The sequence below is a fragment of the Zunongwangia atlantica 22II14-10F7 genome (genome assembly GCF_002094855.1).
Lineage (GTDB): Bacteria > Bacteroidota > Bacteroidia > Flavobacteriales > Flavobacteriaceae > Zunongwangia > Zunongwangia atlantica.
Window position 1 is genome coordinate 120,070 of sequence record NZ_ARYN01000005.1, and the last position, 22,668, is coordinate 142,737.

General features: G+C 36.4%; 18 protein-coding genes. 5 read left to right on the forward strand and 13 right to left on the reverse strand.

Annotation, left to right across the window (positions count from 1 at the left end):
* The first annotated feature begins 348 nt into the window (after window positions 1-348).
* A complete protein-coding gene (locus IIF7_RS06660; RefSeq protein WP_084840901.1) occupies window positions 349-753 on the forward strand; it encodes a BLUF domain-containing protein in 405 nt (134 codons plus the stop codon).
* 27 nt (window positions 754-780) lie between these two features.
* On the opposite strand, the gene IIF7_RS06665 is transcribed toward IIF7_RS06660, so the two are convergent.
* Window positions 781-1,785: a lipoate--protein ligase gene (locus IIF7_RS06665; protein ID WP_084840902.1), complete on the reverse strand. Its 1,005-nt coding sequence runs from the start codon at window positions 1,783-1,785 to the stop codon at window positions 781-783.
* A gap of 131 nt (window positions 1,786-1,916) precedes the next feature.
* Between IIF7_RS06665 and rpe the strand changes: the two genes are divergently transcribed.
* From rpe to IIF7_RS06680, 3 genes are all read left to right on the forward strand, one after another.
* Complete coding sequence (rpe, locus tag IIF7_RS06670) at window positions 1,917-2,579, forward strand: ribulose-phosphate 3-epimerase (protein WP_084840903.1); 663 nt, start codon at window positions 1,917-1,919, stop codon at window positions 2,577-2,579.
* Window positions 2,566-3,537 (forward strand): YpdA family putative bacillithiol disulfide reductase, encoded by a 972-nt coding sequence (locus IIF7_RS06675; RefSeq protein WP_084840904.1) that lies wholly within the window; start codon window positions 2,566-2,568, stop codon window positions 3,535-3,537. Before rpe ends, IIF7_RS06675 begins: the two co-directional genes overlap by 14 nt.
* A 159-nt stretch (window positions 3,538-3,696) precedes the next feature.
* Window positions 3,697-4,443: a DUF1835 domain-containing protein gene (locus tag IIF7_RS06680; protein WP_084840905.1), complete on the forward strand. Its 747-nt coding sequence runs from the start codon at window positions 3,697-3,699 to the stop codon at window positions 4,441-4,443.
* 154 nt (window positions 4,444-4,597) lie between these two features.
* Here the strand turns inward: IIF7_RS06680 and IIF7_RS06685 are convergent, their stop codons facing one another.
* Window positions 4,598-4,957, reverse strand: a complete 360-nt coding sequence (locus IIF7_RS06685) for a hypothetical protein (RefSeq protein WP_084840906.1) — start codon at window positions 4,955-4,957, stop codon at window positions 4,598-4,600.
* A 273-nt stretch (window positions 4,958-5,230) separates the two neighbouring features.
* Here IIF7_RS06685 and IIF7_RS06690 point away from each other — a divergent pair, with 273 nt between their 5' ends.
* The gene (locus IIF7_RS06690; protein WP_084840907.1) at window positions 5,231-6,553 is read left to right on the forward strand and encodes a sugar porter family MFS transporter; all 1,323 of its coding nucleotides are present in this window, start codon (window positions 5,231-5,233) and stop codon (window positions 6,551-6,553) included.
* Window positions 6,554-6,650: 97 nt separating this feature from the next.
* On the opposite strand, the gene IIF7_RS06695 is transcribed toward IIF7_RS06690, so the two are convergent.
* From IIF7_RS06695 to IIF7_RS06745, 11 genes are all read right to left on the reverse strand, one after another.
* Window positions 6,651-7,613, reverse strand: coding sequence for a glycoside hydrolase family 43 protein (locus IIF7_RS06695; protein ID WP_139801279.1), 963 nt, complete (start codon window positions 7,611-7,613; stop codon window positions 6,651-6,653).
* 16 nt (window positions 7,614-7,629) lie between these two features.
* The gene (locus IIF7_RS06700) at window positions 7,630-8,631 is read right to left on the reverse strand and encodes a glycoside hydrolase family 43 protein (protein WP_084840909.1); all 1,002 of its coding nucleotides are present in this window, start codon (window positions 8,629-8,631) and stop codon (window positions 7,630-7,632) included.
* Window positions 8,632-8,641: 10 nt separating this feature from the next.
* Window positions 8,642-9,736, reverse strand: coding sequence for a glycoside hydrolase family 43 protein (locus tag IIF7_RS06705; RefSeq protein ID WP_084840910.1), 1,095 nt, complete (start codon window positions 9,734-9,736; stop codon window positions 8,642-8,644).
* 4 nt (window positions 9,737-9,740) lie between these two features.
* A complete protein-coding gene (locus IIF7_RS06710) occupies window positions 9,741-11,897 on the reverse strand; it encodes a family 43 glycosylhydrolase (RefSeq protein ID WP_084840911.1) in 2,157 nt (718 codons plus the stop codon).
* Window positions 11,898-11,985: 88 nt separating this feature from the next.
* Window positions 11,986-13,113, reverse strand: a complete 1,128-nt coding sequence (locus IIF7_RS06715; RefSeq protein ID WP_084840912.1) for a glycoside hydrolase family 43 protein — start codon at window positions 13,111-13,113, stop codon at window positions 11,986-11,988.
* Between the two features lie 14 nt (window positions 13,114-13,127).
* Window positions 13,128-14,357 (reverse strand): DUF2264 domain-containing protein, encoded by a 1,230-nt coding sequence (locus IIF7_RS06720; RefSeq protein WP_084840913.1) that lies wholly within the window; start codon window positions 14,355-14,357, stop codon window positions 13,128-13,130.
* A gap of 3 nt (window positions 14,358-14,360) precedes the next feature.
* Entirely contained in the window at window positions 14,361-15,209 is an 849-nt protein-coding gene (locus IIF7_RS06725; RefSeq protein ID WP_084840914.1) for a glycoside hydrolase family 16 protein, read from the reverse strand.
* A gap of 279 nt (window positions 15,210-15,488) precedes the next feature.
* Entirely contained in the window at window positions 15,489-18,656 is a 3,168-nt protein-coding gene (locus tag IIF7_RS06730; RefSeq protein ID WP_084840915.1) for a glycoside hydrolase family 2 TIM barrel-domain containing protein, read from the reverse strand.
* 25 nt (window positions 18,657-18,681) lie between these two features.
* Window positions 18,682-19,923: a glycoside hydrolase family 88 protein gene (locus tag IIF7_RS06735; protein WP_084840916.1), complete on the reverse strand. Its 1,242-nt coding sequence runs from the start codon at window positions 19,921-19,923 to the stop codon at window positions 18,682-18,684.
* 24 nt (window positions 19,924-19,947) lie between these two features.
* A complete protein-coding gene (locus tag IIF7_RS06740) occupies window positions 19,948-21,258 on the reverse strand; it encodes a BNR repeat-containing protein (RefSeq protein WP_084840917.1) in 1,311 nt (436 codons plus the stop codon).
* A 121-nt stretch (window positions 21,259-21,379) separates the two neighbouring features.
* The gene (locus IIF7_RS06745; protein ID WP_084840918.1) at window positions 21,380-22,612 is read right to left on the reverse strand and encodes a hypothetical protein; all 1,233 of its coding nucleotides are present in this window, start codon (window positions 22,610-22,612) and stop codon (window positions 21,380-21,382) included.
* Window positions 22,613-22,668 lie beyond the last annotated feature (56 nt).

The following is a 22,668-nucleotide window of genomic DNA, read 5'->3' on the forward strand; positions in this document are numbered from 1 at the left end:
ATTTAAAAAGATTAAAGTTAAATTAAAATTTATTGTTTCTAAATGAAACTTATTAAATTTGAACCTGATTTAGACTGAAGTCTTCAAAGCTGAAAAAAGTGGCCGGACTTTTGCTTAAATTGGAATATTAAAATTTGAAACTAAGAAATAAACATATTTAAGATGACAACAGTTTAGTGGTGGGAGTGATGACCCAACCATGAAAATAACTGTTCGTTTTTTGATTGATGAATGACCCCGGAGTGATGACCCGGGGTCGCTTCATTTATAAGCTTTTGTAAATCAGTAATTTCTTACCTCTTATTTATAATTTCAAACTTAACTTAGATCGAATTTAAACAAAATCCTATGAAACGTTGGGCAATTTGCTATGTGAGCAGTGAGAATGATAGAATGGAAGAAAATCACATTGAAATTTTGTTTTCCCAAACACAAAGAAATAATATGGCGAATGACATCTCTGGAATCCTTTTATATTCCCAGGGAAATTTCTTTCAGGTTATTGAAGGTAATGCGATTACGATTAAAGAGCTTTTTAAAAAAATCGAAAACGATGATAGACATCGCAATCTTTTTAGAGTATTTAATAGAGAGATCAAACAGGATCAATACGACGACTACTGCTGTGATTTCTTAACCAAATACAATCAATCTGAAGAATTAAATGAAAATTATTACCTGCAGTTTTTAAAGAATCTGGATCATTCTTCGCAAACTGCAGTACAAAATATCCTAAAAGCTTTTGTAGATTAATATTGAAGTTCACACTTTTCTGAGGATTTATACCTCATCTTCTCCATAAATAAGATCGATAAAATCTTCTTTTGGTAAATCTCCAAAATAAAATTTAGTATCGATATCTGCCAAAAGCGATTCTATTTCTGATTTATCGTAACGTGCACCAATTAATCTATTTTCGATATTAGAAACCGGTTCTTTACCAAAGAAATCACCGAAGATCTTAAACTCTTCAATAAGACCTTTATCTACAAAAATTCGCAGATCGATCTCGCCAATCGGGAATCGTCTGGTTCGCTGAATATTAAATTTTGGTGATCGCCCATAATTCCAATCCCAGGAATCATACTTTTCAGCTTTCAATTTATGAACACCTTCCCATTCCTCTGGAGTTAAGTGATAGGTTTCAAATTCCTCACGTTCTTCGTAAAGACCTTTTAAAATAATGCTTCTGAAAGTTTCTATATCTAAAGATTCCTCCAAAAACTCACTAATATTAGCTACCCGGCTACGAACAGATTTATGCCCTTTAGACTGAATTTTACTCATTTTTACCTGAAGCGCCCTGGTGACTTCATCTAAATCTGAATCCAACAACAGCGTACCATGACTAAACATTCTTTTTACGCTACTAAACTGTGCATTACCCGAGATCTTTCGATCGTTCACAACAATATCATTACGTCCTTTTAATTCGGCCGGAACGCCCATTTTATTCAACACTTTAATTACAGGTTCTGTAAATTTTCTAAAATTATTCAGGCTCTTTACATCATAATCTGTAATAAAACTGAAATTCAAATTACCAAAATCGTGGTAAACGGCGCCACCTCCGGAAATTCGACGGACTACCTTAATATTGTTTTCTTCAACATAAGATTGATTGATCTCTTCCAGCGTGTTTTGATTTCTACCTATAATAATTGAAGGTTCATTGATATAAAACAACAAATAGTCCTGACCTTGTTTAAAATTCCGCAGTATATATTCTTCTAAGGCTAGGTTTAAAAAAGGATCGTTATTTCCTTCATTTTCGATAAAAATCATGGTCTTTTTGCTTTAGGTTGTTCAAAGATATTCAATTAAAAATCGATAAAGAAGCCGCTTAAGCTTTTCCTTATAATCTTTACACGTCAAACATATTCTTAGTATTTTTGTTAGAGAAACATTCTGTAACAATGAAAGAAAAGATAATTGCCCCTTCCCTACTCGCTGCAGATTTTGCAAACCTGCAACGCGATATCGAAACAGTTAATAATAGCGAAGCACAATGGTTTCACATCGATATTATGGATGGTGTTTTTGTTCCCAATATTTCATTTGGAATGCCAGTCTTAAAGGCGATTCAAAAACATGCTAAGAAACCTTTGGATGTACATCTTATGATCGTAGATCCAGATCGATACATCAAAGATTTTGCAGCGCTTGGCGCAGATCATCTTACCGTACACTTTGAAGCCTGTACACATCTACACCGCACTTTACAAGCAATAAAAGCCGAAGGTATGAAAGCCGGTGTTGCTATAAATCCTCATACTAATGTAGATTTATTGAAAGATGTGATAAAAGATATCGACATAGTACTTATAATGAGCGTTAACCCCGGTTTTGGCGGACAATCTTTTATTGAGCATACGTACAATAAAGTACGCCGTTTAAAAGAAATGATCCTAAATCAAAACGCTGAAACTTTGATCGAGATCGACGGTGGGGTGACCAATAAAAATGCTTTAGAATTAACAAAAGCTGGTGCAGATGTTCTGGTTGCTGGTAGTTTTGTTTTTAAAGCTGAAAATCAATTAGAAACTATTAAAGATCTTAAGAATCTTGCAAACTCATAACGATACTTACGACATTGTAATTATAGGTGGTGGCCCAATAGGAATTGCATGCGGTCTAGAAGCTGAAAAACACGGTTTATCCTATGTAATCCTGGAAAAAGGTTGTTTGGTGAATAGCCTTTATTATTATCCCACGAATATGACTTTCTTTTCTACTTCTGAAAAATTGGAGCTGGACGGAATTCCTTTTATAAGCACCAATCCTAAGCCAAGAAAAGCGGAAGCATTAGAATATTATCGCAGAATTGCTACTTCTAACGAAATGAACATTCGCTTGTTCGAAAAGGTTAATGAAGTAAAATCAGATTCGGCTGTAAAAGAAGTGATTACCATAAAAGGCTCGTACAAAGCTAAAAATGTTGTAGTGGCTACCGGTTTCTACGATATTCCAAATTATATTGGCGTACAGGGTGAAGAACTTCCAAAAGTAGCACACTATTACGACGATCCTCATTATTACGCTACGCAAAAAACCATTGTTGTAGGTGCTAGCAACTCGGCTGTAGATGCTGCTTTAGAAATTTACAGAAAAGGTGGAGATGTGACCATGATCGTTAGAGCTGAAGATATTGGGTCACGAGTAAAATATTGGGTTAGGCCAGATATCGTTAACAGGATCGAAGAAGGAAGCATTAAAGCCCATTTTAATTCGAGCATCAAAGAGATTAAAGAGAACGAAGTTATCGTGCAAACACAGGATGGCGAGGTGCATATCGAAAATGATTTTGTGCTGCTTCTAACCGGTTATCGACCTAATTTCGAGTTCTTAAATAAAATAGGAATCTCTCTAAAAGACGAGAGTAAGCGCATCCCGATGTACAACGAAAATACGATGGAAACCAATATTCCTGGCATCTATCTCGCCGGTGTTATTTGCGGCGGAATGGAAACTCACAAATGGTTTATAGAAAATTCACGTATTCACGCGAAACTTATCGTAGCCAACATTGTTGGGTAAAATCAAGAACCTTGGGAAAAGCCAAGTAAAAACAACCCCTCAATGAGGGATTAAAAAATAGAATCTCAAATTATGCAATTTCAATACTGATTTTTGCTGAATTTGGGATTTCTTTTTTTGCGCTAAAATGAACTATCTTTAAGTATTCATTTTTTTCATATGCCAGCTGAATATCACATTTTAAACGGCGATGCCTTAAAACATCAATTTCCCGCCGCAATTAAAGGCGGTTTAATCATCGCACGCGAATGTTTGATTGAAGGCCCTACCCAGGAAGTTGATTTTGACCGATTTTTCAAGAAAAGAGCTGAATTTATTGCTAAAACTTATGCTGAAACTGAAGAAAATTACCTTAAAAAGGTAAAATCTGAGTTTCAGAAGATCTTAGATATTAAAGAAGACTGCGAAATTAATCTTTGGTTTGAGCATGATCTTTTTTGCCAGGTTAATTTTTGGTTTGTAAGCACCTTAATTGCTCAAAATCCACATTTGAACAAGGTTTTTTTAGTGATGCCAAATAAACTTAGCCAATTTGGTTTTGGCGGATTAAGTAAAACCGAATTAATTGAAGCCTACAAACATCGAAAATCGATAAATAAGATTCAAGATTTTGCAGCACTCTGGCTATATTATCAAAACAATGATCTGGAAGAATTAAAATTAGCGGCTAAAAATCTTCAAAAAGAATTTCCTTTTTTGGCACCAGCAGTTGAAGCTCATATAGCTAGGATTCCGCATAAAAATGATCCTGGCCGCCCGGTAAAAGTTATTTTAGAAATCATGAATAAGCTGAAAACTGAAGAATTTATTCCTGTTTTTAAAGAATTCAGTAAAAGAGAAAGTATTTACGGTTTTGGAGATCTTCAGGTGAAAACACTTGTTGAAAAAGCACGAAAACTTCGATAAGTAAAACACCTCGGGGCAAGTACACAAGGCATTCGTTGGGAATAAATATTTAATTTCGAGGCAAACCTCGAGGTATCATAGCCTTTGGCGGTGCCAACAAAACAAAACCCCGAAAGAAACTTCCGGGGCTTGTATCACAACATTTAAGTACTTATTAGATCAACACTAATTCTGATGAGCTAATAATATCGTTTCTATTTAATAGTTTTCCGTAGAATTCAAGGTCGTTCTTACCGCTTTTAAAAGATTCATCCAACCATTCTGTAGCTTTATGTACAGGAAATGTAAAAACTTTAATATTTGGATATCCTTGTGGCGAGGATCCCTGATTAATGCCAATTTCTATAGTTTTATCTTTCTTGTTATAAAAAACAAACTTTGCTAAAAAATTATGACGTAGTAAATCGATAAAGTCCTGCGGAATTTTTTCACAATCCGTGCATTCCTCGATATACTGATTTACCAATACCCTCAATGATGTTTTAATCTCCTCCGTTCTTAAATAAGATGCCATAGTTTTTAGTTTTTTTGTTGTTAATACTCAGCGAAAATAGTTTCAATCCATAGACTTAAAAAGCATTTGTGTAAGGTTTAACTCGAAGATATAAAATCTTCACAATATCGTTTTCGTAGGTGTCTCAATTTTACCCCGCCTAAAATCAGAATCAAATAATTGCGGATTTTCACTAATCTCCTGAAATACAAATTCCTGAAATTTTAAAGCTTAAATTATCATTTCAATAAAAATGGCTATATTCTAAAAAAATTTAAATTTTATTTTAACAAAATGAATAAAATCGTACTCTGGTCACTTTGCGCCGCGTTTGCAGGATTTCTATTTGGTTTCGATACTGTAGTGATATCGGGAGCTGAGAAGCAATTACAACAAATCTGGCAAAGTTCAGATGCCTTTCATGGCACCTTTGTAATTGGCATGGCATTATGGGGTACGGTTGCCGGAGCACTCTTTGGAAGTTTCCCAACAAATTTCTTCGGAAGAAAAAAGAGTTTATTTTTTATAGGAATTTTATACGTGATCTCAGCTTTGGGATCTGCCCTGGTAGATGATCCTTATACCTTCGGAATATTTCGATTTATTGGTGGCTTGGGAGTTGGAGCTTCAACGATCGCTGCGCCCGCCTATATTTCTGAAATTGCTCCTGAAAAAGATCGGGGAAGATTAGTAGCCTTTTATCAATTCAATATTGTTTTAGGAATGCTAGCGGCTTATGCTTCAAATTATCTTTTACGAGAAACCGGAAGCGAACCCTGGCGCTGGATGATTGGCATGGAAGCTTTACCTGCTTTAATTTATACATTTTTGGTGCTGGTTATTCCGCAGAGTCCGCGTTGGTTAATTTCGCAGGGCAAAATGGAAAAAGCACGGTTTATTTTAGCTAAAATCGACACCTCTAAAGATTTAGACAGCAAGATCGCAGAAATTAAAAGACAGGCAGATCATGGGAAATCTTCTAATGAAAATATCTTTATGAAGAAATATCGCAAACCTTTGATCTTAGCATTTCTTATTGCTTTTTTCAATCAGTTTTCGGGAATTAACGCCCTACTCTATTACGCACCAAGAATTTTTGAAGAAGCCGGTTTAGAAGAAAGCGCTTCTTTATTAAGTAGTATTGGGGTTGGCGTTACCAACATTATTTTCACCTTTCTGGCTTTATTTTTAATCGATCGGTTAGGACGAAGAACCTTAATGTTTATAGGATCTATTGGTTATATTGTTTCTTTAGCAATGGTTTCAGCTGCATTCTTTTTAGATTGGGGTGGGATGAGTGTTCCTATTTTCATCTTTATTTTTATCGCAGCACATGCAATTGGGCAAGGCTCTGTAATTTGGGTTTTTATTTCTGAAATTTTCCCGAATCATTTACGCGCCGGCGGGCAGGCATTTGGATCTTCAACACACTGGGTACTTGCAGCTATTATTCCGTCACTAGTACCAGTTTTATTTGGAAGTATTGGTGCGGGCTGGGTATTTGCCTGTTTTGCATTTATGATGGTTTTACAACTATTATACGTAAAATTTATGATGCCCGAAACCAAAGGAAAATCTTTAGAAGACCTTGGCCTCGGGCTATCTGAAAGAGAATAATTTATTGGCACCGCCAATGGGTATAATACCCGAAGGCTTGCCTTGAAATTATAAATTTATTTCCAATGAATGCCTTATGGGCTTGCCCTAAGGTAATTTACTCTTCTGCATAAATTCCTTTAGTCGTCATTACGATAGGCTTAATAGTACCATCTTCATTGTATTCCATTTTTTCGATACAAACAGATCTACTATAGCTGGAACCATCAGTTTGGATTCCTCCATTGTGGTAAATAAAATACCAGTCGTTATTAAAATCTACGATCGCCTGGTGATTGGTATTACTGTTTCCCGCAATCTCATTTAAGATGCCTTTATATTCGTAAGGCCCTTCGATATCATCTGCCATGGCATAAGCGATCTTCTCGGGGAAACCTGTAGCATAGGTTAGGTAATATTTCCCGTCTTTTTTGTGAACCCAGGGAGCTTCAGTAAATTCTAAACCTTCAAAGTCTATTTTCTTGATCTCCCCATCGATCTCTATCATATTATCTTTAAGCTTGGCGTAATAGCAAACTCCATTTCCCCAAAATATCCAAGGCTGGTCGTCGTCATCAATAAAAATTGCAGGATCTATACACGTCCAGGAATGCGTAGATGCAAAACAATCTTCATTAGTCAATAATGGTTTTCCCAGTGCATCTTTGTAAGGACCTTCTGGTTTATCTGCAACAGCAACGCCTATACCATTCCAATTGGTGCTGATGTACCAATAATATTTATCATTTCTTTTCATTACGTGGCCCGCATAAGCATCTCCACTTGTTGCCCATTCAAAATCTGTAATCTTTAAAGGAATAGGATGTTCTTCCCAGGTTTTCATGTCTTTCGTAGAAAACACCAGCCAATCTTTCATTTTATATCCTTTTTGGCCACCTTCGTAATCGTGCCCGGTAAATAACCACAGTACATCATCGTCTACAAAAGCAGCAGGATCTGCAGTGTATTTATGCGTAAAGATTGGGTTTTGTGTAGGTTTAAAAACCATAGATGAATCTTTTTGCGCATAAATGCTCACTCCAAACAGTGAACATATCATCACTAAAATAACCTTTCTCATTTTCATTAATCTTAATTTATTCTTTTTCGGGTGCACCACCCCATTTTTCATTAAGCCGTTTTACTTCTTCTTTGGTTAAACCAATTACGCTACCATGGCGCGGAAAAAAATCTTTGGTAAAACTTTCGGTTTCTTCTGAAAAGTTAAAGAGATCCTTACTTCTCTGAAATTCATAGCGACCACTTGAATACAAATCGTACATTAAAATATATTCGTCGCTATCATTCAGTTTAAAAACTGAAGAGCCCTCTACATGTGTTTTTGTACCGGCATACACATCTAAGTATTTAAAATCTTCTTTCCACGGTCCTTCAAGAGACTTACTCACCGCCTGCTGAATTCCATTTTTTATTTCCTCTTCCTTTTCATTTTTGGTATTTCCTTTATAAAACAGATGGTAAAGTCCATCTTTATAAATGATATCTCCATCTATCGCACCATATTTGGCGCGAAACATTAAAGTTGGTTCACTTTCAAAATCTGTAAAATCTTTATTGGCGTAAGCGCTATAAAAATCCAGATTGTCTTCTCCTTCAAATCGGATTGTAAAATAGATAAGGTACTTATCCTTTTCAGTATCGTAAAAAGTTTGCGGCGCCCAAACCCAGTGTACATTTTTGAAAGTTTTAGGATATTGTTTTTTGAAATCTATTGCTGAAGTTTTCCAGTCGATCAAATTATCAGAATGCATTAAAACGATTCCGGGATTACTTCCCCAACCATTTTTTACGGTAAACATATCTGTTGCAACCATAAAAAATTGATCCTTATTTCTTAGAATATGAGGATCACGTATTCCACCAGAATTCGAAATTGTATCTGATCCTATAATGGGCTGATTATTATTTAAAGCTTTCCAGTTTTTAGCATCATGACTAACTGCAAATCGCAATTGCTCTCTAAGCTCGCCTTTTCCTGTACCTTCAAAATAGGCAAAAAGATACGCGTCCATATTTTTTTGGGCAATCGATAATTGCGAAAGAAATAGCAAGACTAACAATCCAAATTTCACTTTCATACCTCAGGTTTTAAAAATCAAAATTCCAATGACCAGCTAAATTTTCAGCTTCTTTTTGACTAAGATGAATAACCGCACCGTGCTTTGGTGAAGAAAAATTAGTGGCTTTCATCACTCCTTCATTAAAATGTCCCAGATTTATAAAATTCTCAAAATCTGTGGTTTCTAAAAATCCAAAGTTATGTGGCTGAATTCCGTAGATATCATACATCAGGATCCATTTATCTTCACCGATGATCTTCCACACATTTGGCGCTTCACTGGCTTGTGGTTCTTCATCAATCCATCTTTCCTGATATTGGTATCCTTTATTTATTTCTGAAGAAACTGCCTGCTTAATTCCCGGCGTACCATCGTGTGGTGTATAAAACATATGAAATTTATCGCCAATTTCACTAATATCGGCATCGATATAAGAGACTTCTTTTGGGTAATCGAAGATCAATTGTGGGGCTGTAAGTAAACTATCAAACTCCTTATTTACATAGGAGTAATACATCTGGTTACGCTCATTTCCCATTCTCATGGTGTAATACAGCATAAATTTACCCGCTTTTTTATCGAATATCGTCTCTGGCGCCCAGGCTGCTCCGACTTCATCAAAACCATCAAAAGATTGATCTAAACGAACATTTGCTTTACTCCAGTGAATTAGATCACTAGATTTCATTAGTACAAATCCGCGATTATTTCCCCAGCCATATTTCTCACCCTCACGTTGCCATTCGGTTTTACGAAGTCCGTCACGTTTTGCGAAAATATGAAGATCTGTCATTGCCAGGTAGAAATTTCCTTCTGGCCCACGATAGATATGTGGATCGCGAATTCCTTTTTGTTCAGCAATGGTATCGCCGGCAATTACGGCATTACCCTCATTAATATCGGTAAAACTCTTACCGTCTTTACTTAAAGCCATGTGCAGGCTATGGTCGTTATCCTTAAAATAGACCATTAAATAAGCGGCCATTTTATCCTGAACCTGGTTTTTTGAGTCTAGATTTTCTTCGGAATTTATTTCAGCTTTATCTTCAGAAGCAGTTTGTTTACAAGAAACAATTCCAAAAATAATCATCAAAGACATACAAAATCGCATCCAATTTCTCATGGTCTTATTGTAAAGGTGCGATGCCTTCTAAAGTTGGCTTAACTTCAATGATCGAACCATCTTCGTTAAATTTAAGACTGTCGATAGAAACTTCTCTATGGTATCCTGCAGCTCTTCCCATTGCTTCTCCTTTAGGACGAGTAAAACGATGATATACCAAATACCATTCGTCTTTTCCAGGTACCTGGATAACCGAATTATGACCTGTAGCCAAAATTTCTTTTTCTACATCTTTTTGGATTACAATATTATCTTCAGGAATATTAAGCGGACCAAGCGGACTATCAGCTGTGGCATAACGCACTTTATAATTAGGGCTTCTGGTATCATCTTCAGCCCACATAAAATAATATTTTCCGTTTCTAAAAAATACCTCAGCGCCTTCTCTAAATGTACCATCTGGAGTGATCACTTTAGGTTTTTCGCTTTTTATAGTCGTCATATCATCATTAAGCTCTACAACAGCCAAAAATCCATTTCCCCAGTACAAATAATTTTTTCCTGTTTGTGGATCTTCAAAAATATCTGGATCGATATTTTGCCCACCACGAATACCTTCTGGTTTTTCTGAAATTAATGGTGCTCCAGAATCTTTAAATGGTCCTTTTGGACTATCTGAAACCGCTACACCTACCTGCTGAGCAGCGGTGAAATAATAGAAATATTTATAGGCGCCGTCTATTTCTTTTTCGATCATGGTTGGTGCCCATGCGTTTCTGCTGGTCCATTCAACGTCTTTTTCCAAATCTAAGATTACTCCCTCATCTGTCCAGTTTACCAGATCTTCAGAAGAAAATGTTTTAAAATAAGTTCCAGACCAACCGGTAAAACCATCGCTGGTTGGATATAAATAGTATTTCTTATCTTTTTCAGAATAAATAATTTCAGGATCTGCATAATAACCTTCTACCACCGGATTATTGGCAACTGCTGCAGTAACCTCAAAGCTTGTTACCTCCTCACCAGTCGAAATTTCGTAAGAAACCGGCCCATTAGAAAAATCCTGAGCACCTTCAGGAGAAACCGCAACCCCAGGAAGTGTTTTAAGCTCAGGATCAAAATTGGTTAAATCTGCCCCATATTTTAGAGGAAGATAAATAGTATTTTCATCTCTTTTTATTACAATATTGTTGGTTTTTATAGCTGAATTTGAAGCGCCCGTTACGCCAGTAAGATCATCTGAAGGAAAGGCTTTTAATAAACGCTGCATTTCTTCTGTAGTAATTGGCATTACGGTACCATGTCTTGGATGAAAATTCATAGAAATATCTTCATCTACGATCTCAAAATTCTTTAAGTCTGAACTTTTAGTAAACTGGTAACTACCGTCGATATACACATCGTACATCAGGATATAATCTTCAGAATTTATTAATTTGAAAACTCCAGATCCTTCTACGGCTTTATCGGTTTGGTCTACATTACCAGGTTCTGCTTTATATCCTGAAGTCAAAGAATCTGAAATGGCAACTTTAATTCCTTTATCGCGATCACCTTCGGTTTTATAGAACAAATAAAATTTACCGTCTTTTTTAATAATATCGCCATCTATAGAAGCTTTTTCATTTGGATTGAAAAACAACTGTTTTGGCGCACTTTCTAATCCTGTAAAATCTTCGTTTACATAAGCATAATAGATCTTATCATAACTTCCCGGCTCTAACATCGAGAAGTAAACCATATATTTTTTCGCTGAAGGATCATAAATGGTTTGTGGCGCCCAAACACGCATCACTTCAGAAAATTCTGGATAAGTTTGTGGAATATCGATAATCGTACTGGACCAGCTTAGCATATCATCAGACTTTAATAGCGTCATCGCTGTGTTTGTCCAACCTTTTTGTGCTAAAAGATCTGTAACCACCATGTAGTAACCGCTGCCGTCCTCTTTTCTTAAAATATGAGGATCACGAACACCACCGCTTCGGCTTATAGAATCCGAATCTATTATAGGTTCGTTGTTGTTTAAAGCATGGAAGTTATAGCCATCTTCACTTATTGCATAACGAATTGCTTCTTCGCCATCGCCATTACCGGTAAAATACGTAAATAAGTAAGCTGTGTATTCATTTTCTTTCTTTCCATCAGCGCAGGAAAACAGCACTAAAGAGCATAATAACAAAACAAAAACACTCGGCTTAAATAAGAATTTGATATTCATTGTGGTTAGATTTTCAGATTTTATTAGTTAAGTGTTAAATATACACTTTTTAAATCAATTTAATGCATTTAATCTTTGAGCATTCATATTATAATGCCCAATTTTCTTTCCATCTAATTACCGGTTTATCATTTTCCCACTCGATAGGTAACCAGATATAACGGCCATCGATATGATTTTCAGGCTTCCAACGATCTGCCATAAAAATAAAACTATCCTCTTTTCCCTGCACCGGTAAAATAAAAGTACTTTGAGAGAAGAAGGTTTTATCGGCATACTTTCCTCTTGCGGGATTTCCTAATTTTTCCCAGGGTCCCATGATAGATTTAGCTCTAAAGGATCTTGCTGCATTTGGTGCCCAACCGGTTAATCCTGAAGTGATCATGTAATAATAGCCGTCTTTTTGAAAAATAGCCGGCGCTTCATTTTGCCCACCAGGTTGCATACGCACCCATTCTCCTGTAAAACCAAGATAATCATCGGTTAATTTTGAAATATGCAAGGTTTGATTTTCTTCTGAAGAAGTGATGTGATACGCCGTACCATCGGTATCAATATAAATCGTCATATCACGTGACATTTGTCCTTTTTCAAAATCTCGTCTTACAAACATTCCTTCGTTTAGCGCTTTTCTCCATTTTGGTGTCCACCATTCTTTTGGTTCACCACTTTTAGGAGTATCTTTCCATTCTTCTTTAAAATTTTGTGGCCATTTCTTGGAATTTGGGCGGTAAGATTTTAAATAGGTAAACGGCCCTGTTGGAGAATCGCTGGTAGCTACTCCTGTTCTGGCAGCGGCATAACCCTGACCTTTTAATTCTAAATGAAACCACATTACGTATTTATCGGTTTTTTCGTTATAAACCACTTTTGGACGTTCCATTACACTGCCTGAAGTAATTTCTGAATCTGGATCTTTTGCCACTGAAAGTGCTACGCCTTCATTCTTCCAATTATATAGATCTTCTGAAGAATATACGGTAATCCCAACTCGGGCCAAACTAGATTTTCCTTTGTGTTCGCCATACCAGTAATATTTACCATCTTTAAACATAATGCCTCCTCCATGGGCATTAATATGGTTTCCATCGGTATCTTTCCATATTTCGCCTGGATAAAAAGCCGTGTAATTTGGTGCGGTAGATTGTGCGCTTAGACTAACAGTCGTAAAAAACAACACAAATAAAATGAGGTATTTGAATTTCGGATTTTTCATTTTTCGTGGGGGAATTAGTGTGCGTGATCTATTGGAATGGTTTTTCCACTCCAAATTTTCATTTGAGTCCATGGTTTTGCCGGTGCCGTCCAGAACTCATCTTCAGGTGAAAGTCCCAAAACAAGAAACGCTTCTGTACTTAAATAAAGGCTTCCGGTAGAAATATAACCTTCACCAATATTATTTTGATGACCAACAAGACCAACCTGAAGCCAACCATCTTTATCGAAAGTTCCTTCAGCTTCAATTTGTCTTTTTATTACAGCGTAAAGTGCTGATCGAATCTGAGATGGTTCTATTTCTTTGCTTAGGTTTTTCCATAGCGCCACTTGTGAAAGTGATTGAAATGCTCCAAAACGATAAGCTAAAGATCTTCCAATTGGTGGATAGGTTCCGCCGGGAGAAATTAATCGTTCCTGAATACTGGCGTAACGTTGCGCGCGCTGCTGTACTTTTTTAAAATCTTCTTTTCGGCCAACTCCGGCTTCATCCATTGCTTTTAAGATATCCAGTAACATTGGCTGAATTACAAAACTGTTGTAGTAATCCCAATGAAAATCTGGCCCGTCACCGTACATTCCGTCGCCCAGATACCATTCCATGTGTTTGTTGATTGGATAGGAAAGCCTAACCATATCGGTGCTTTTATCAAACTTCAGTAAAGCAGCTTCTACCATTCCCGTAAACAACAACCAATTGCTGTAGTAAGGTTCGATATCTCTAGACGATTTTAGCGCTTTTATGACATTCTTTTTTGTGGTTTCTGAAAGTGGTTCCCACAACTGTTTTGGCGCTCTAAGTAAGCCCTGAGCAAAAAAAGCAGCATCTACCAAAGGCTGGCGATCTTTGTTGAAGTTCATAAAATCTGCAGATTCTTGATCTGTTGCTTTATCGATCGCTTTTTGCGCTAATTCGATATATTTTTTTCTGATTTTCCCTTCCTTGGTATCATCTGGCCCAAGTTCTAACCAGGGTGCAATTCCAGATAATGTTCTCCCAAAAGCCTCTAGATAAGTGACATGAGTACGATCGTCCCAGGCACCCGGCGAACGTTCTATTGGCATATTTTCTTTTAGTTTTCCTTTAGCCAGATTGCTTAAAACAGGATCTGCTATTTTAACTAAAGAGTTCACGTAAAATTCACGCACTTCCTTAGGCGCGGGTTGATCTACTTCCTGAGCATTTAGATTGAAACTTAAAAAAAGTAAACTTACCAGAAAGCTGATATTCGATAATTTAAACATAATTTATTTTTTCTGATATACTCTTACATAATCTACTTCGTATTTTCTTGGAAAACTTGTATTCGAAGGATCACCGCCATTGCCTCCAATGGCCAGATTGAGTAAAATATAATGTGGTTGATGAAAAGGATTAAATCCGTCTGGATTTTTAGTTTTAGTAAGATCTATCGTATTTAATAATTGGTTATCAAGGTAGATTTTAATGAAATCTGCCGTCCAATCCATTTTCCAAATATGATATTTGTCTGCCCATTTTGGATCTTTTTGAAGAAATTCTGAAAACGGAATTTTCTCGCTATCCCAAGATACATATGATGTTTTTCCTTTCCAGGCGGCATTGGCTAAAATTGCAGGTTTTTGATCGACTAAATAATACTCCATTACATCGATCTCTCCATTAGAAGGCCATCCTTTTTCGATACCCAGCGTCCAGATCGCCGGCCACATCCCCATGGAAGTATCGATCTTTGCTTTAACTTCTAAAATACCAAATTGAAAATCGAATTTTCTGTTAGTATTTATACTTGCTGAAGTATATTCTGCAAACTCCCTATTTTCTTTCCAATTTTTACTCTCCGGCTGATATTGTGGATTTTTAACCGATTCTTTTTTTCCTGAAAAAACCAGTTTGCCATCCTGAATATTAGCATTTTCAGCTTGATACCATTGCAATTCTTCATTCCGCACAAAACCATTTTCATAAGACCAAAATGCAGGATTTGGTTTGGTTCCGTCTTCAAATTCATCTGCCCAAATGAGTTTATATCCTTCAGGAACGCTACTTTTTTGCTGAACAGCACAAGACTGAAAAAACAGCGCTAAAATGACTAAAATTGATATTTTTTGAAACATATTAATGTATTCGGCTTAAAAAAATGCAATTCAAGAGGTATCGAAATAGCTTTTGGCTTCGATTTCAACTTATAATAGACACTCCAAAACTTGTCCCAAAAGACATTTAATGTTTTGAAATATCATGATGATCAAGTAAACTATCCCCAGAGGAAATACGTCCATTTAGGGGATAGTTCTCAACTCACACTGTAAATATTCTAGACTCTTTTTTTAGAATCTAACTCTTAGAATTAAGGTTTTATAAGTTTTATGCTGGTTTTATACAATTTCGACATTCTATTTCAGCAAAGAAATAGTGTACGAATAGCTATATTTATTGTCTTCTAAACGATATTGTCTATGCGGGTAACGTCCCCAGGAATCATCCCCACCAAGACCACGTTGTTTAAAATCTACATGTAAAAACACCTTATCCTGAACAGAAATATCGGTTGGATGACGTTGTGCTTTCCATTCTCCCGGATCTAAATCTTCCGTAGAAACATTTAAAGCGCTAAATCCTAATGGCTGCTCACCAACAATCTTTAAGCCACCACCCATTTTATTTTCAAGCTGAATCCATCGTGCATCGGTTTTATAACCGGCTTCCTGCGGACGGATATATTCCCAAACAAACTGGTTTTCAACTTTATCTTCATAGATGCCCATAAAGGCTGAAGTATTTCTATCAGAATAATTTTCCCACGGACCACGACCGTAATATTCAAGGTTTTCATAGTCTCCCGGAAGGATCATTCGCATTCCAAAACGTGGCAGTTCAGGAAGGTCTTTTTCACTATCTAAAGTAGCAGTGACTTTAATATTCCCGTTATTTTCAATAAAATATTCCACGGTATAAGGCACATCTACGCCAGCAAGCTGATACGTCACGGTAATTAACTGACCTTCTTTCGATTTTTTAGCAACCTCAACATTGGTCACTTCTGAATTATTGGTCGCCTCTTTCCATGCTTTTAATCTTCTTGGCATGCCATTTCCAAAATCATTATCGGTTGGTGCTCTCCAAAAATAAGGTTGTGGAAATACCGATATTGGTGATTCTTCAGCTCCTTTTAAATGATAAGCTTCAAAACTTCCGGTTTCCGTATTAAAAACACCTTCAATCATGTCATTTGAAAACTGAAATTCAGTTCCTTGCTTTTTCACCTTAAGTTTTCCTGAAGTTTCCCCTTCAGCAGTAGCAAAAAATGTGTTTTCTCCTACTTTAAATTGTGCTCTGGCAATTTCGTGATTAGCAGGAACCATCGCTTTGGCTTTTTTAGTGTAGCCATAAACGCTTAAGAAATATTCTTTATCACCTAATTCTGGCAAAGAAATACTAACCGATTTTGTTGCATTTGGCGCTACATCTACTGTGAATTTTCCGGTTTTTACAACTTCACCATCGCCAAGTAATTCCCATTTAAAATCGAAAGCTTCAAGATTCGTAAAATCGAATTTATTGGTTACTACAATAGAAGTTCCATCAAGCTCAAATTTGATGTTTTGATATACTTTTTTTACTTCCTCTAAAGCTGGGTGTACCGTACGATCTGCACTTACCAATCCGTTAGCATTAAAGTTTTGATCGTTTTGCAATTTATCTGCACCTAAATCACCACCATAAGCCCAAAATTCTTTACCATCTCCGGTTTTAGCACGTAATCCCTGGTCTACCCAGTCCCAAATAAAACCACCTTGCATATGATCGCTATTATCGATAATATCCCAGTATTCTTGGAAGTTTCCGTTACTATTCCCCATTGCATGAGAATATTCACACATGATAAATGGACGTTCTTTGCTATCATCCTCGGCATATTCTTTCATGTAATTCATGCCAGGATACATAGGGCAAACGATATCTGTATTGCGATTCTCACCCGCCTGCTCAAACTGAACTTTACGTGTAGTATCACGTTCTTTGATCCAATCGTAAGCATCGTAAAAAACAGGTCCGTTTCCACTTTCGTTTCCTAAAGACCAAACGATAATCGAAGGATGATTTTTGTGGAATTCTACCATTCTTTTAATACGATCTAAATGAGCTGGTGCCCAATCTTCAAGATAGGCCGGGTGCTTTGATTTATCGAAATTCCCCTGCCATTCGGCTCCCATTCCATGCGTTTCGATATTAGCCTCATCTACTACGTACATTCCGTATTCATCGGCAAGTTCGTAGATATAAGAATCGTGAGGATAATGACTCATACGTATCGCATTGATATTATTTTTTTGCATCACCTCGATATCCTTACGCATCATTTCACGATCTGGTGTGTGCCCTTTATCTGGATGATGTTCGTGTAAGTTCACACCATTAACAGTAATGGGTTCTCCATTAACCATTAATTGCGCATTTTTGATCTCTACTTCGCGGAAACCTGTTCTTCCTGCAATAGCGACAATCTCGTTATCTTTTTTGTCTAACAGACTAATGCTGTAATTGTACAAATTTGGAAATTCATTGCTCCATTGTTCAACCTCAGCAAGCGTTTTGCTGAAGCTTACTTCTGTCGCATTTTTATCTAAAGACTTCGTTTCAGTATATACCTCTTTCCCAGAAGGATCCATTAAAGCAAATTTCACTTTTGGTTTTTTGATACTTCCTTTATCAAATTCCTTCAGCTGTACATTCACATTTAGTTCTCCATCCTGATAATCCTCGCTTAAACCACTGGTCACAAAATAATCCCAGATCGTTGTTTTAGGAACCGCCTGTAAATACACATCACGTTCTAAACCACTTAAGCGCCAAAAATCCTGATCTTCTAAATAACTACCATCATGCCATCTAAAGATCTGCACGGCCAAAAGATTGTCGCCATCTTTTAGCAAATTGGTAATATCAAATTCAGCCGGAGTTTTAGAAGCTTTGGTCATTCCTGCTTCTTCTCCATTTACAAAGATTCTTGCATAACCAGAAATAGAACCAAAACGAAGGATAATTTCATGATCTTCCCAAGCTTCTGGAACGCTAAATGTTCTGCGGTAAGAACCTACCGGATTGTAAATTTCTTCATCGCCATCTTTTGAGTTTTTATTGATGGTTTCTCCACTTTCTGTTTTTTCCTCGGAAGGAAATCCGATATACGGTGGATTTTTAGGATGCGGATAGGTAACATTGGTATAAATTGGAAGATCGAAACCTTCTAATTCCCAATTGGAAGGTACTTTAATATCATCCCAATTACTATCGTTTAAAGATTCTGAATAAAAATCTTTTGGACGCTCACTGGGATGTTGCACCACATTAAATTTCCAGGTACCATTAAGACTTTGGTAAAGATTGGATGCTGTTGGATCGTTTTGTAATGCTTTTTTTGCTGAAGTGTACAATACAAAATCACTGTGCCCTTCAAGCTTATTACGGTCTATTGTAGTTGGGTCTTCCCACTCGTTTTGCTGTGCGTATGTTGCGGTAAAAAACAGCAAACTAAGAAGGCTAAAAAAGGTCTTTTTCATAGTATAATATAATCGATTTACGGTTTTAAATTTCCTGATATCTTTTTAAAGCTTCAACAAAATAGTAGTCACCATAAGTTAAAGGCACATCTACTTCAGTTTTGTTTGGCATATTTCCAACTCCATGTTTCAGTAAAAATCCGCCTAACTCATCCTGATCTGCTAAATACTCTGGGCTGGATAAAGATTCCAACATTTCTTCAGCAACAGTAAAATATTCAGCATCATCTGTATATTCATACAATTCTAACAAAGCCGAAGCCATCACTGCAGCTGCCGAACTATCCTTTAGATCATTAGGGATCTTATCGGTATCAAAATCCCAAAACGGTATCTTGTCTTCTGGCATGTTTGGATCATTTAGTACTACCTCAGCAATATTTTTTGCCATTTCTAAATACTTTTCATCCTTAGTTGCACGATACATCACTACATATCCATACAATCCCCAGGCCTGTCCTCTTGCCCAGTTAGAATCGTCTGCAAACCCCTGATTGGTAATTTGCTTTTTCACATCACCAGTAGCTTCATCATAAATCACTTCGTGGTACGAACTATAGTCTTCTCTAAAATGATTTTCCATTGTGGTATTGGCGTGATTTACTGCAATATCATAATAAGTGCTATCGCCACTATGTTCTGTTGCCCAAAACAGCAGTTCAAGGTTCATCATATTATCGATAATGACTACTAAATCATCTTCACCGGCTTTGTTCCAGGAAGCACTGTCCCAGGATCTAATCGCTTTTACCGTATCGTTATAACGAGTGGCCAAAGATTTAGCACTATTCATTAAAATTTCCTGATATTCTGGTTTTGGATCAATACGATTGGCATTTCCAAAACTGCAAAACATCATAAATCCAAGATCGTGTGTAGAGGTATTCGATTCTTCACTTTTTAAATCTGTCAAAATCCTTTCAGCTTCGATCTTCAAACTATCCTCGCCGGTTTCTTCGTAAAGATATAACAGCGTACCAGGATAGAATCCGCTTGTCCACCAACCAGAATTGCTGGTTTCAAATTTGTTAATTTCAGGATAAAATGTTTTTGGATATCTACTTTCTTCCAGGTTTTTAGCCATCGATAAATATTGATTTGCCGCCAACTGGTTTACTGAATCTATTTTTTCTTCGGAAACACTCTTAGTTATTTTTTCTTCTGAAGTTTGACTCGTTGTATTTTCTTCGGTCTCTTTGTTCTCTTTACACGAAAGAATGCTAAGAAAAACAACAAAACTGAATATTTTAAGCGTATTTAATTTCATTAGGATTTTGAACTATAAGATTATTTAATTTTTCGGCAAATTTGAAACTTCCAAAATCCTCACCATTGTAGGTTTAGCTTTAGCAAGTCCTTCACCATCAACCTGGGTAACTTTTTGAACAAAAACATGTAATTTTTCTTCGTTTTCCCAAAGCTGCAAATCATAATTTGGTTCCCACTCCCCAACAGATTCTTCTGTGAGATCGATCACCTTCCAAGGCTTGTCGCTATGTAATTTGTGATATGCCATAGACACTTTATTTTCCCTTTCGGCGTCTCTAAACAAAAGATAAATGACAGGATTGGTTTTAGTTTCTTTAATTAAAATATCTGGTCTGGAAATTGGAATTTTTTTGGTACCACCACCGCCTAAGTGAAATGATGAGTTTCTAAAATTGGTGTTTTCATGCTTCCATTTTCCATCTTCAGCATAAATAATTTGATAATCGGTTTTATTATTTTCTGTCCAATAGGTTACGATAAAAGGATTTCCCTTTTTATCGGCCGTCATAGAGGTTTGATTGATTAATTCACTATTCTGCGGAATCTTCCAGGCGTATTCAGCCGTACCTGCCGTGATAGGTAGCTCATATTTCTCTCCATTCGATCTTTCCCAGGTTTTACCACCATCTTTAGACCTTGCATAGGCCATATCATGATTGGTAGAAACATCCCAGCTTTCTCGCCAAACCCAGGATAAATGAATTGTTCCCTGCATATCTACACTAGCTTGCCAGTAAGCATTGCGTTCTCCTTCGCCATCTATAAGATTTTCATGCAAATCTGTCCAATCTTGAGTTTTAGTATTATAAAGTTTTGAAACTAGTTTGCCTTTGCCAGATTGCCCAGAACGATATAAGAACAAAAGATTCCCATTTTTAAGATTATAAAATTGCGGATAAGAAAGTTTATTTTCATCCTTGCCTGTCATGCTTTGTTTTTCTCCCAATTCCGCACTTAAAACTGAACTTCCTACAGCATAATTTAAAGGATTGTCGTGGTGATCCCAACTTACATGTAGCTTCTTTTCTCCATCTACGGCAAGACTTATAGAATTATGTGCATCTTTTGCATTGCCTTTAAAATTAGATTTACTTAAATCGAAATTCGATGATTTAAGCTCCCTTTTTGCAATAATCATTTGCCCATTATTATCATAGTACCCTAGAAACTGAAAATCGCCAGTAGATGCCACCGCATTCTTTCTAAAAATGGTTGTATTTACCGAATTATTTGCCCAGCCTTCTCCTACTTCTATATCTTTTATTTTGATCGAGGAGCAGGAACTAAGCGAAATAATGATCGCTAAAAGAGGAATATGAAATTTATGAAGCATTTAATTTTTTAACTAATATAGATGGACAATGATAAGCAATTTCTATAGTAAATAAGAGCTAAGAACCGTCATGAAATAGGGTACAAATCGTTCAATCTTACTTAAACTTTAATATAATCAATTAATTTGACGGTAATCCATCAAGTTTAAAACCTTGCATTATCATAGCATGAATGATATAAAGCATTTCTTCTCCTGTATCTTCATGTGCTCCATTAATACCATACGGCCAGAAATGAGTTCCGTCTCCGCTTACCGTTGCTTCGGCTCCCGCCGTCATAACTTTTAAAATTCTTGGAGCATTTGCACCTTCCCAGGATCCATTCATTAAATCCCAGTAAACATTATGTGTACCAATACCTACGGTATGAGCCATTTCATGTAGTGCGGTTCCAGTTCTTTGATACCCCTGATTTGTACCTACTCTAATATTTCCTGAAAAACTACCATCTGCTGTTGGAGTTCCGGGAGAGTAGTTAACTGTTACATGTTTTTCGATTGACGTATAATTGTTGTAGTAATTTGTTGCACTTTCAAAAGCGGCTCTTATTCGACCATAAGCATCTATAGTTTCCTGGTCTGCATTTGTAGGAACGTCCTGCATCCAAAATGTAAAATTACCAGGTTTTATAGTGGTAATTTGTTCTTGATCTCCATAAATAATATTCCCTCTAGACTGAGCATAAGGTCTAACATAATAAGTGGTTTCTGAATCTAATCCTGAAATACGCTGAAGATAAGATTGTGATAAATCTTCATTAATTTCTACATGATCTTCTAAAGTAGGATTTTCGTTTTCACCCCATACTAATCCAATTTCTTCTATAGCTCCTTCTCCTGTTTCTAATAAATTTACATAGAAGAAAACATCATGAGCCCCTGCAACTGCCTGGCGATCATTTTCAAAAACTGGTGGATTAGCAATTGGTGTACTAATTATGATTTCCTCGCTATAACCAACACCTTTTTCATTGACAGCATAAGCTTTAAGATAATAATCTTCACCATCTTCCAATCCCTGAATTTCAGTTTCAAATTCTCCAGATCCTCTTACTAATGATGCAATCTGGTGACCAGTTTCTATAGTAGCACCTTCATTTAGGGAAAAACAAACTCCTCTTTCAGTAACGCTTCCACCTCCATCGTTTAAAATCTCACCAGATAACAAAACTGAATGAGCTGCAATTCTAATTGGCGTATTAATACTTAAGCTAGCTATAGAAATATCCTCACTAACTTCAGGTTCGGTAGGAACATTGTCTACCGTAGAATCTTCGCTACAGGAAAAAAGACCAACAATTAGGAAAAAAAGAACATAATTTTTTTGTAATAATGCATTTAAATAAATTTTCATCTCACTTGTGCTTTTAAAATTTGAATCATTTTAAGTATCCAAAAATGGATTTTACA